Here is a 10,421-nt window from a genome sequence, read left to right on the forward strand (position 1 = left end):
AGTCAACCGGTTTATGAGAATGAAAACGGGTTATTCGCTGCTAAGCCTCTGGCTCTTACTGGTGGCGTGTACCTCCTCATCCACCAGCGATAAAACGTTTCGGGTTGGTTTTTCGCAGCGTACTGAAGCGGATACATGGCGCAAAACCATGCGGGAGAACATGAACCGGGAGTTGTCGTTCAATCCCGAAATTGAGTTCATTGTGAAAGAGGCTGGCGGGCAAAGCGAGAAGCAGGCCGGGCAAATTCAGGAGCTTATCAATCAGCGCGTCGATTTGCTGATCGTGTCGCCCAATGCGGCCCTGCCCATTACGCCCATCGCCGAAAAAGTCTATCAACAGGGCATTCCGGTGATTGTGGTGGACCGGCGAACAGCCTCCGACCAGTACACGGCCTATGTTGGAGCCGACAACGTGGAGGTGGGCCGAACCGCCGGTACCTATGCCAGCGCGCTGCTGCATGGCACGGGTAATGTGGTGGAGATTGGCGAGTCGCCGGGGTCGTCGGCCGACATCGACCGGCATCGGGGGTTTATGGAAGCCATCAACCCGCATCCCGGCATCCGGGTCGTTAGCAAACTGGAAGGCGACTGGGACAAGCGGTCGTTTGCCGGAAAACTGACCCAGTTGTTGGCTGCCCAGCCCGCCGTCGATCTTATTTTTGCCCAAAACGACCGCACCGCCCTTAAAGCGTATGCTGTATGCCAAAAATTGGGCCTCGCAAAGCGGGTAAAAATCATCGGGGTGGATGGGTTGCCGGGTAAAAACGAAGGCATCGACCTGGTGGAGCGGGGAATTTTAAGCGCTACGGTGCTTTACCCGACTGGCGGCAAAGAAGCCATTCGCACGGCGGTGGCCATCCTGCAAAAGCAACCCTTCAAACGCGAAAATCGCCTGCCGATTACCCTCATCGACTCGACAAACGTGCGGATTATGAAATTCCAGAACGAGAAGGTGATTGAGCAGCAACAGGATATTGAGCGACAAATCCAGCGCATCGACCAGCTCACCCGAACCTATGCCTCGCAAAAGAATACGCTTTACCTGATGCTGGCCAGTCTGATCATCGTTATTCTGCTGGGTGCCTGGGCGTTGTACCTGTTTCGGTCGAAACAGGCCGCCTACCAGACGCTCGAAAAACAGAATGAGGAAATCCGCGAGCAGAAGGATAAAATTGAAGCCGTATCTGCTCAGGCCCGACTCGCCACCGAGGAAAAACTCCGGTTTTACTCCTACATCTCCCACGAGTTCAACACGCCCCTGAGCCTGATTCTGACCCCAACCGAAGATTTGCTGAGCAAAAAAACGGTTAGCCCCCACGACCTCAAAAGTAATCTGTCCCTGGTGCAGAAGAATGCGTATCGGCTGCTGCGCCTGATTGATCAGATGCTCGACCTCCGCAAAACGGATGCGGGCAAACAACGATTACGCACGTCCGAACAAGACCTGATTGCCTTTATTCAGGACATCGTTCAGGACTTCAAACGCAAGGCCGAAAAGCAACGCATCGATCTGCAGTTTATGTCGGCCTTACCTGCCTTGCCGGTTTGGTTCGACGGGGAGAAGTTAGACAAGGTTATCGTGAACCTGCTCGCGAATGCCTTCAAATACACACCAAAAGGTGGGCTGATTCACGTTCGGCTGGACGTAGCTGACCAGCAGGTACGCATTCAGATGCAGGATAATGGCGCAGGCATGACCGCCGACGAGCAGGCCCACGCCTTTGATTTGTTCTACAGCGGAGCCAGGCCCTTCAACCTGTCGAAAGGATTGGGCCTGGCCCTATCCATGGAGTTTATTCAACTGCACCAGGGTGACATTTCCGTACAGTCCGAACCAAACAAAGGTACCACATTCACCATTCGGCTGCCATTAGGAAACCAACACCTAACCCCCGAAGAAATGGACGGGCCTACGCCTGGGGGGGCGGATTTGGGCACCCCGGTAAATCGACAGCATTTGCTGGATAATGACGAAGAATCGGCGAATGACATAGGTAGCCTGCCGGCAAAACGGGCTGGCACACTGCTCGTTATCGAAGACAACGACGAACTCCGAATGTTTCTAACTGCCCGCTTAGGCCAGGAATTCGATATTGTGGCCGAAAGCACCGCTGAGCAGGGGTGGGAGCGGATATTAGAACTAATTCCCGACCTGATCATCAGCGACATCATGCTGCCCGGCGTGGATTCGCCCGGCGTGGATTCGCCCCGCGTGGATTCGCCCGGCCGTGGCGACGGACCGATGGACGGGCTGCAACTGACTCAGCGGGTGAAAGCTGACCTGCGAACATCACACATTCCGGTGGTTTTGCTAACCGCCAAAGGCCAGATGGAGCAGCGCATCGAAGGCACCCGCGCCGGAGCCGATGCCTACATCACCAAGCCGTTCAATACGCTGTATCTGCTCGAAACCCTCCGCACCACGCTGGCCAACCGCGAAAAATGGCAACGGCGCTACGCGTCGGATTTCCTGTCGCAGTCGGGTTCGGGCAATCGGCAGGATAAAAAATTCCTGAACGAACTCACCGCGCTGATCGAACAAAACCTGACCGATACCGACTTTGGCGTTGAGAAACTAAGCCGGGATATGGGCCTCTCGCGGGTGCAGCTCTACCGCAAAGTGCAGGCGTTGCTGGATATGAACGTCAGCGATTATGTTGCCGAAATTCGGGTGAAAAAAGCAAAGTATCTGCTCCGGGAAACCAATAAATCAATGGCCGAAATTGCCGATGAAACCGGTTTCAACTCACCTGCTTATTTCACTACCTTCTTCAAGCAGCATACCAGGAAAACCCCGTCCGAGTATCGAAAGTCGCCGGTAAACGTCTGAGTATGTAGGTGCCGGCGACCACTCCTCCGCTCACGTTCCCTCAAGCTATTTGCCGTTTACTCAATAGTTCATTGCCTGGGCTAAGTCAACGAATACCTTTCATCCATCAAGCTGAGCAACAAATTGTTGTCTGCTATCCCCGCTCGTCATTCCTGAATCAGTTTGTTGATTAACCGTGCCCCCACGCAGCCCGTGGTGGCTGGCTCTGTAATTCACTCCCTGCCGGTATGATAGATGTTGCAATTGATCAGATAACCGCTCAGATGAATGACTATCTGGCGTCTTTCGGCGACAATTTCGGCCTGGTGCTGCCCGCCGATGTTGCCAGGCATGAGCGACAGGCCGATGCCCCCGGTGTCGATTCACTGGAAGACCATATCATTCTGACCCTCATCAACGTCGAAGAGGAGAACACCCTCCGAAACAACTACCCGGTGCAGCAAATCGGGTCGTCGTTCGTTACGCAGTCGCCAACGCTGTTCCTGAATCTGTACCTGCTGTTTTCGGCCAACTTCGTTCAGTACAAAGAAGCCCTGAAGCGCATCGGTTACGTGATTCAGTTTTTTCAGGTAAACAAGCGAATCGCCATGAACGACCCCGCAGCGGGCCTGCCCTACGATGTCTACTTCACCATGCACAACATTGGTTTTGAGAACCTCAATAACCTCTGGACCGTGCTGGGCGGCAAATACATGCCATCGGTGCTGTATAAAGCCCGGCTGGTGGCGGTACAGGAAACGCCACCCGCTGGCGGCAGGGTCATCGTGGATATTCAAACGACCGAACGCGTCAACTGATATGCTCCGACTTCGCTACGCTCCCCTCGCATCGGTGCAGTTCAGGCACCCGTTTTATCAGGACAGCCTCAGCCCCGACTTTGTGCTGACGCCCACGCGGGCAACCCAGGCCCTGCTCGATACCTACAATTGGGTAGCGCGGCAGGACGACCGGCAGTTTATGCTGATGGGCCGGGAAGACGAGCCTGCCGTGCCGACAATGCCCCTCGACGAGCCGATAGTGCTCACGTTTCTGGTATCGCTGAAAAATCCGTTGCTGCCCAACGTGAGCAACTGGGGCGCTAATGGGCCATTCTATTTCACGAACCTGAACCCCGCCGATGGGAAACCCAAAGCCGCCGATGCCGCTACCGGAGAAATCGCCCTGACAGCTGGTGCGTTTGTTGCCCCCGCCGACAAACTGCCCCCTGTGCGGAAGCAGCAACTCAGCCTCCCGCTCGAGAAGGGCGTGTATAAGTCGCTCACCCTAAGCCGGATGGTGCCCGGTTCCGGCCAGAAACCCGTGCATACAGAACCCATTACGACCGACCTCGAAACGCTGAAAATAAGCCAGCCCGTCCCCGGCTCCTATAGCCTGATCTGGGCAAAAACCGATGGGAGTGCACCCGTTATCGAAACTGCGTACCTGAGCGACGAAGTGGCTGCCAGTCCGGTGTTTTTCGGCCTTATCGACTTATTCCTTGACCAGACCCCGGCTGCTCCTCTCCAGTATGGCATAGCCTCGCAACTCCGCGAACGGGTGTGGCGGTATGTGCTGATTGACGTAAAAAGTAAACTCGGCCCACCCGACGACGATGGCACCCCCGATCTGACCGTAACGTATTCGACGCCCGGTCCCGGCGCTCCTTTTCCGGGCGCGATGGCGTTTGCGCCCATTGCCCTACCCGATGCCGCCGATACCGAACTGATCGAAACCATCAAAAAAGATGATCGGGTGAAGGCGGTGTACCTCTTTCAGTCGGCGGCTGCCCTGCCCATTGTCGAGCATCTGGCTCCTAAAATGCGCCTTACCTATACAGGTGGCTCCAATGCCCTGCCTGTGCCAACGCCCCAAACGCAAAACGCAACCTTATTTTTCACCATCTAAACCCTTTGTTCCAATGGCAGCATTACCTGATACCCGAATGCCGGGTGTACTTACGATAGAAGTGCCAACCCTGCCCCCTTCGGTAGCGCTGGTGCCCTCGGCTGTGCCGGTGTTCATCGGCTACACCCAAACTGCGCTCAAAGATGGCGAGGTCGTTCTCAATAAGCCCGTGCGAATCAAATCCATGCGCGACTACGAAGACTGGTTTGGTGGGGCGGCTCCACAAGTAATTACGGCCACGGCCAATGACCGAAGTGGCGTTGGGGGAGGGGTCGACGTAAAAATCACCTCGGTTGGCGAAGTCAAATATCGGCTCTATTATGCGCTGCAACTCTATTTCATCAATGGGGGCGGGCCTTGCTACATCATCTCCATTGGCGACTATGCAAAGGCGGTAAGTGAGGTTGATTTTGTGGGTAATGATGGTTTAAGCGGTGGGCTGGCGGTTGCCAGAAAGGCAAAGGAAATTACAATTCTGGTGTTTCCCGACGCTGTAGCCCTACCGGCTGACAAATATGGTGTCGTGATTAAAGCGGCTCTTGCTCACTGCCAGAAGTACATCAATCGGGTCACAATTATTGACGTAAAAGACGCAGAGGCCGTTGCCGGAAAACCCGACAACCTGATTGATGATAATGAGAAGGTTACGGCTAATTTCCGGGATAAAATGCCATCAGATATTAACCAGAAAAAATACGGTGCGGCCTACTTCCCGTTTTTGAAAACGACGATGAGTTATGCGTATGATGACAGCGCCATCGTAGTGGGCCTAAATACCTACCAAAAGAAAGCGGCTGCTGCTGGTGACGGGGGGGCAGGCGGTGCAGCCGCTGCGGCTGGTGGTGCAGCAGCCGGTGCCGGTGCCGGTGCAGCCGCTGGCGGTGCAGGAGCAGCAGCAGCCGGTGGCGGTGCAGGAGCGGCCGCAGCCGCAGGGGCAGCTAAACCTGACCCGAATGATCCTACGCTGGAGTTTGTTGAATCAACCCCAAAACTCGACAAACTGGAAACCGACAATAACCTTATCTATTCCAAAATTAAAGAAGCTATTCGCCAAAATCCGGTCATTATGCCGCCGAGCGCAGCCGTAGCGGGGGTATACGTCGCTACTGATTTTTCGCAGGGCGTCTGGAAAGCCCCTGCTAACGTCAGCCTGGCGGGCGTCGTGGGCACCACCATCGAGATCGACGATGATTTCCATGCCGACCTCAACGTTCATGCCGCAACGGGCAAATCGGTGAACGCCATTCGGCCTTACACCGGTAAGGGAATTCTGATTTTTGGCGCCCGGACGCTGGCCGGTAACGACCTCGAATGGCGCTACATCTCAGTTCGGCGGACGTTCTGCTTCATCGAAGATGCCGTAGGGCAGGCTATGCAGGATTTCGTCTTTGTGCCCAACACCCGCGACACCTGGATTAAGGTGAAAGCCATGATCAGCAATTTCCTGATTCAAATCTGGAAAGCGGGTGGCCTCTTCGGCAACACCCCCGACGAAGCCTTTCAGGTGGTTGTGGGCCAACCCGAAACCATGAACGACATCGACATTCTGGAAGGACGAATGATTGTCGACATCAAACTGCGCGTAGCGCGGCCCGCCGAATTCATCATTCTGCGCTACGAACACAAGTTCCAGACCAACAGCAACTAACCACCCTTAACCAGCTCTTAATCAGTTACGAAGATGGCAGACTTATTTTATCCCATCCCCAAATTCCGGTTTAAGGTTTCGTGGGACAAACAAAAAATCGACCAGGAGGAAAACATCGGCTTCACCGAAGTGACCGGCCTCGATTATCAGATCGACGTGGTCGAATACCGCGACGGCATCGACCCAACGCTCTCCAAACGCAAAATGCCCGGTATGCGTAAGTTTAGCAACGTAACCCTGAAACGGGGTGTGTTCAAAGGCATCAAAGATTTTTACGGCTGGGTAGACGGCGGCACCGCCCCCAACTCCATCCGCAGCCGCAACGACTACCGCCGAACGGTCATCATCACACTCATGGACGAGACCAACACCGCCATTGTTAGTTGGACGCTCACCAACGCCTTCCCCGTGAAGGTTCAGTTCAGCGACATGAAAGCAGATGCCAACGAGGTGGCGGTGGATACCATCGAACTGGCCCACGAAGGCCTCGTCGTCAACTACATCTAAGCATGGCAACGGGTTCGTTTTATCCGCCGGTCGGGTTCTATTTTTCCGTGAGCATCGACGGAATGCCCGACGACTCGGCTTTTCAGGAAGTAACGGGCCTGTCGGTCTCGGTGGAAACGCAGTCGGTGGCCGAGGGGGGCGAAAACCGGTTCGTGCATCAGTTGCCGCTGCGGGCAAAAGCCGAGCGGCTGGTGCTCAAGCGGGGCCTTACCGTGAGTTCGTCGCTGCTGACGTGGTGCCGCCGGGCGGTGGAAGAGTTCTCGTTCAGTCCGCGCACCATTCACGTGTTTCTGCTCGACCCGTCGAATGCCACCGCCCCCGGCACTCCGCTGGCGGCCTGGCACCTCGTCAATGCTTACCCGGTGAAGTGGTCGGTGTCGGCCTTCAATGCCGAAGAAAACAGCTTAGCCGTTGAAAGCATCGAAATCCAGTACAATTATTTTACCAAGTCGTTCCCAGTTTAACCCTCGCCCCCGGCCCCTCTCGCAACGGCGGACCGCCCAGTGGGAGAGGGGCCGGGGGTGAGGGAAACGCAAACACGCATGATCGAGATCAAAAATTTGGTGGTGCGGGTGGTGGAAGCCAACGATACCACCCGCCGGGGCGCCACGATGGGGGGCGGGCCGACCGTGACCACCCCGTTGACCGACGAAGACCGGGCCGCGCTCATCGAAGACTGTGTGCGGCAGGTGCTGGCCATTCTGGAACGACAAACCCAACCCTGACATGCAAAATCAACTCAATAAACTCAGGATCATTTCGCTCAAAGAACCACAGAGCCAGTCGGGTGGGGGTATGAGTCTGGGTCAGGCAGCCGCATCGGCCGCCGAAACGCTGCTGGGGCGGGTTTTTGAAGTGCAGATCAACCCGGAGCAGATTGCCCGGAGCCTGAAAATCAAAAACCACGACCCCGGCGAACCGGGCCGGGAGGGGTCTGAACTTCAGTTTGAAAAAACAGAGCCGGAAACGCTGGAAATCAAGTTTATGCTCGATGGGACAGGCACGGTGCCCCCCACCGGCACGCTGACCACCAGCCTGACAAGCTTGCTGCCCGACGCGGCCTACGTACCGGCCCGCATCAAGGAATTACAGGCTGTGGTCTATAATTTTCTGGATGAAACGCACCGTCCTCCGTTCATCATCGTCAACTGGGGAACGCTGGTTTTTCATGGGGTGATGGAGGAGTTGAGTTACACCTACAACCTGTTCCATCCGTCGGGAGTGCCGCTGCGGGCTGAAGTGACGCTGAAAGTAAAAGAGCATAAACCCTCGGCATCGGCAGCTGCGGCCCTGTCGCTGCTCTCGCCCGACCTAACCCGTCGGCGGCAATTGCGGCAGAGCGATACCCTGCTCACGGTTTGCCAGGAGGTGTATGAAAGCCCGGTCTACTACTTAGAAATAGCCAAAGCCAACAACCTGACCAACTTTCGCCGGAAACCTCTGAGTGGCTCCATCACGGCCGGAACAGCGCTGTCCGACCTGCTGCTGCCGCCCATCGACAAGCGCACCAAACCATGAATCCAACGTCCTCAACCGCCCCCCCCGCCACCGACAACGTAACGGTCAGTATCCTGATCGATGGCACCAACGTGTCGCAGCAGGTCGGGGGCGTTTTGTCGTTATCCGTTTATCGGGAATTCAATAAAATTCCGACGGCCCGGCTGCTGTTTGAAGATGCTGCCCAGGGAACGAACCCGTTTCCCAAAAGCAATTCCCCGCAGTTTGTGCCCGGAAAACGGATCGACATTCAGGTGGGGTACCGAAGTCAGGAGGAATCCATCTTTCAGGGCATCATTGTCCGGCACGGCGTAAAAATCCGGCCCGGCAAGCCCTCGGTGCTCGATATCGAGTGCAAAGATGTGGCCGTAAAAACCACCCTGATTCGCCACAGCCGCTACTTCTACGACAAAACCGATGCCGAAATCGTCCGGCAGTTAATCGGTAACTACACCAATCTGACCGTTGGCGACCTGCCCACCACGCAACCGCAGCACCCGGAACTGGTTCAACACCATTGCACCGACTGGGATTTTCTGGTGATGCGGGCCGACGCCAACGGGTTGCTGGTCGCTGTGCAAAACGGGCAGGTGAAGCTGGTACGGCCCCAGGTGGCCAGCCGCGCCACCCACACCGCCACCAACGGGAGCAACGTCATCGAGTTGGAAACCGAGATGGATGCCCGCACGCACTGGCCAGCGGTGGAGGCTAATACCTGGGACTATACCCAGCAGCAACTGAGCCAGGAGGACGCCCAGGCCGCTGGCGGCAGCAACGCCGATTTTTCGTCGGTACTCTACGGGTCCGATAAAGTCGCACTTTTTCACGGGGGCGACATGGCTAGCGAGCAGCTCCGGGCCTGGGCCACCGCCCAACAAACGAAGAGCGATTTGTCGCGTCGGCGGGGGCGGGTCAGGATGCGGGGATTGCCAGTGGTTCCCGGCGATACGCTCGAACTGGCCCACACGGGGGATCGATATGATGGCCGCTACTGGGTGTCGGGGGTGATGCACCAGGTATTTGGCGGGACCTGGCAAACCGATATTCAGTTGGGCATGTCGACGCAGGAATATGCCGATACATCCCGATCTGTTCAAACGCCGGCAGCGGCAGGACTTTTTCCGGGCGTTCGGGGGCTGCATGTGGGGGTGGTCTCGAATATTGAGGGCGACACCCGCGAAGGAAACCACCGGATTCAGGTCCGGATTCCGTACCTCGCCGTTCAGGAATCGGGGCAATCAGGCCAGTCCGGGCAGCAGGCCGAGGGAATCTGGGCGCGGCTCAGCACGCTCTACGCCGGTGCCAGCCGGGGGTTTGTGTTCCGGCCCGAAGTGGGCGACGAGGTGATTCTGGGCTTCATCAATGATGACCCCAACGATGCCATCATCCTCGGCGCGGTTCACAGCAACCAGCGGGCTGCCCCATTCGACCCCTCGAATGATAATTTCCAGAAAGGAATCGTAACCAAAGAAGGGATGCGGGTGGTGTTTAACGAGCAGGAGAAAAGCCTGCTCATCAACACCAAAGAAGATGACAGCGGGTTTTCCATTCTGCTGAGCCAACAGGGCGAAAAAATTGAAATCAGGCACAAGGCGGGTCATTCCATCCTGCTCAATAGCGACGGCATCACGTTGGACAGTGCCAAAAATATCAGCCTCAAAGCGTCCTCCGGCTTTGTCAAAATTGAAGGTACTAAAATCGACTTAAACTAAACCGGCCATGCCCAAAGGACCAGCCGCCCGCAACGGCGATATGCACACCTGCACTGCCCCGCTCTCCAGTGGAACCGGCACGCACGTAGGTGGCCTCATCAGCGTTGCCGGTGTGCGAACCGTATTTATCAACAACATGCAGGCCGCAGCCCAGAACGACACCTGCGTTTGCCCCGATAGTCCGAACTTTATTGCGGGCGGGTCGGTGCGGGTGCATATCAACGGACTTCCGGCGGCCCGCAGCGGAGACCTCACCGCTCACCCTGGCGGGCAGGTTAGTTCCGGGTCGCCCAACGTCAGCATCGGCGATTAGCTTCTAAAAATCAATTTTTCCGACCCTTTC

The 10,421-nt window shown here is 56.3% G+C and carries 10 protein-coding genes; all 10 read left to right on the plus strand.

Annotated elements, in window-relative coordinates; translation table 11 throughout:
• Positions 1–19: 19 nt before the first annotated feature.
• The 10 genes from ACYVI1_RS15070 to ACYVI1_RS15115 all read left to right on the plus strand — a co-directional run bounded on the left by ACYVI1_RS15070 (position 20) and on the right by ACYVI1_RS15115 (position 10,391).
• Entirely contained in the window at positions 20–2,830 is a 2,811-nt protein-coding gene (locus tag ACYVI1_RS15070) for a hybrid sensor histidine kinase/response regulator transcription factor (protein WP_460911435.1), read from the plus strand.
• 227 nt (positions 2,831–3,057) lie between these two features.
• The gene (locus ACYVI1_RS15075) at positions 3,058–3,627 is read left to right on the plus strand and encodes a Pvc16 family protein (RefSeq protein ID WP_460911436.1); all 570 of its coding nucleotides are present in this window, start codon (positions 3,058–3,060) and stop codon (positions 3,625–3,627) included.
• A gap of 1 nt (position 3,628) precedes the next feature.
• Positions 3,629–4,714, plus strand: coding sequence for a hypothetical protein (locus tag ACYVI1_RS15080; protein ID WP_460911437.1), 1,086 nt, complete (start codon positions 3,629–3,631; stop codon positions 4,712–4,714).
• A 13-nt stretch (positions 4,715–4,727) separates the two neighbouring features.
• Positions 4,728–6,362: a phage tail sheath family protein gene (locus ACYVI1_RS15085; RefSeq protein WP_460911438.1), complete on the plus strand. Its 1,635-nt coding sequence runs from the start codon at positions 4,728–4,730 to the stop codon at positions 6,360–6,362.
• A 33-nt stretch (positions 6,363–6,395) separates the two neighbouring features.
• Positions 6,396–6,869 carry a phage tail protein gene (locus ACYVI1_RS15090; protein ID WP_460911439.1) on the plus strand — a complete coding sequence of 158 codons (474 nt, stop codon included), beginning with the start codon at positions 6,396–6,398 and terminating at the stop codon, positions 6,867–6,869.
• A gap of 2 nt (positions 6,870–6,871) precedes the next feature.
• On the plus strand, positions 6,872–7,333 hold the full coding sequence (locus ACYVI1_RS15095) for a phage tail protein (RefSeq protein ID WP_460911440.1): 462 nt from the start codon (positions 6,872–6,874) through the stop codon (positions 7,331–7,333).
• Between the two features lie 78 nt (positions 7,334–7,411).
• Positions 7,412–7,594: a DUF5908 family protein gene (locus ACYVI1_RS15100; protein WP_460911441.1), complete on the plus strand. Its 183-nt coding sequence runs from the start codon at positions 7,412–7,414 to the stop codon at positions 7,592–7,594.
• Between the two features lies 1 nt (position 7,595).
• Complete coding sequence (locus ACYVI1_RS15105; RefSeq protein WP_460911442.1) at positions 7,596–8,387, plus strand: CIS tube protein; 792 nt, start codon at positions 7,596–7,598, stop codon at positions 8,385–8,387.
• On the plus strand, positions 8,384–10,078 hold the full coding sequence (gene vgrG / locus ACYVI1_RS15110; RefSeq protein ID WP_460911443.1) for a type VI secretion system tip protein VgrG: 1,695 nt from the start codon (positions 8,384–8,386) through the stop codon (positions 10,076–10,078). The genes ACYVI1_RS15105 and vgrG overlap by 4 nt, the downstream gene beginning before the upstream one ends.
• 7 nt (positions 10,079–10,085) lie before the next feature.
• On the plus strand, positions 10,086–10,391 hold the full coding sequence (locus ACYVI1_RS15115) for a PAAR domain-containing protein (protein ID WP_460911444.1): 306 nt from the start codon (positions 10,086–10,088) through the stop codon (positions 10,389–10,391).
• Positions 10,392–10,421: the final 30 nt, after the last annotated feature.

This window comes from Spirosoma areae, from assembly GCF_054781775.1.

Excerpts from the sequence above, each read along its gene's own strand:
- ACYVI1_RS15070 (WP_460911435.1), top strand. The coding sequence starts at position 20 with ATGAAAACGGGTTATTCGCTGCTAAGCCTCTGGCTCTTACTGGTGGCG.
- ACYVI1_RS15075 (WP_460911436.1), top strand. The coding sequence starts at position 3,058 with ATGATAGATGTTGCAATTGATCAGATAACCGCTCAGATGAATGACTAT.
- ACYVI1_RS15080 (WP_460911437.1), top strand. The coding sequence starts at position 3,629 with ATGCTCCGACTTCGCTACGCTCCCCTCGCATCGGTGCAGTTCAGGCAC.
- ACYVI1_RS15085 (WP_460911438.1), top strand. The coding sequence starts at position 4,728 with ATGGCAGCATTACCTGATACCCGAATGCCGGGTGTACTTACGATAGAA.
- ACYVI1_RS15090 (WP_460911439.1), top strand. The coding sequence starts at position 6,396 with ATGGCAGACTTATTTTATCCCATCCCCAAATTCCGGTTTAAGGTTTCG.
- ACYVI1_RS15095 (WP_460911440.1), top strand. The coding sequence starts at position 6,872 with ATGGCAACGGGTTCGTTTTATCCGCCGGTCGGGTTCTATTTTTCCGTG.
- ACYVI1_RS15100 (WP_460911441.1), top strand. The coding sequence starts at position 7,412 with ATGATCGAGATCAAAAATTTGGTGGTGCGGGTGGTGGAAGCCAACGAT.
- ACYVI1_RS15105 (WP_460911442.1), top strand. The coding sequence starts at position 7,596 with ATGCAAAATCAACTCAATAAACTCAGGATCATTTCGCTCAAAGAACCA.
- vgrG (WP_460911443.1), top strand. The coding sequence starts at position 8,384 with ATGAATCCAACGTCCTCAACCGCCCCCCCCGCCACCGACAACGTAACG.
- ACYVI1_RS15115 (WP_460911444.1), top strand. The coding sequence starts at position 10,086 with ATGCCCAAAGGACCAGCCGCCCGCAACGGCGATATGCACACCTGCACT.